Source organism: Bacillus sp. SIMBA_008, assembly GCF_046535495.1.
In the GTDB taxonomy this organism is placed as follows: domain Bacteria; phylum Bacillota; class Bacilli; order Bacillales; family Bacillaceae; genus Bacillus; species Bacillus subtilis.
In genome coordinates this window covers 1-269 of sequence record NZ_JAWRWL010000533.1, presented here as the reverse complement: position 1 = coordinate 269, position 269 = coordinate 1, and the positions used below count along the sequence as shown (strand labels likewise).

Here is a 269-nt window from a genome sequence, read left to right as displayed (position 1 = left end):
GGATCGGCGCCACAGCGAGCGTTCGCGCGATGCCGAGCCGGCGCGCCCACCGATCGGCCAGCAGCGCGTAGACGACCATCGCCGCTGTCGATGCGAGCAGATCGACCGGAGTGCCGGAGGTCGCGTTCGCGTCGACCATCCCGACGGACCCGAACAGGAAGATGAGCACGTTGTTCACGATGTGCAGCGAGATCGCCGCCTCGAGACCGCCCGTCCGCCAGCACAGCCAGGCGGCGACGATCGCGAAGACCCCCACGCTCGCCGCGCCC

1 protein-coding gene is annotated in these 269 nt (G+C 70.6%); it reads right to left on the bottom strand.

All coding sequences use genetic code 11. The features are described 5' to 3' along the window. On the bottom strand, positions 1-269 hold a 269-nt coding region (locus SB658_RS24330), incomplete at both ends, for a hypothetical protein (protein WP_410602929.1).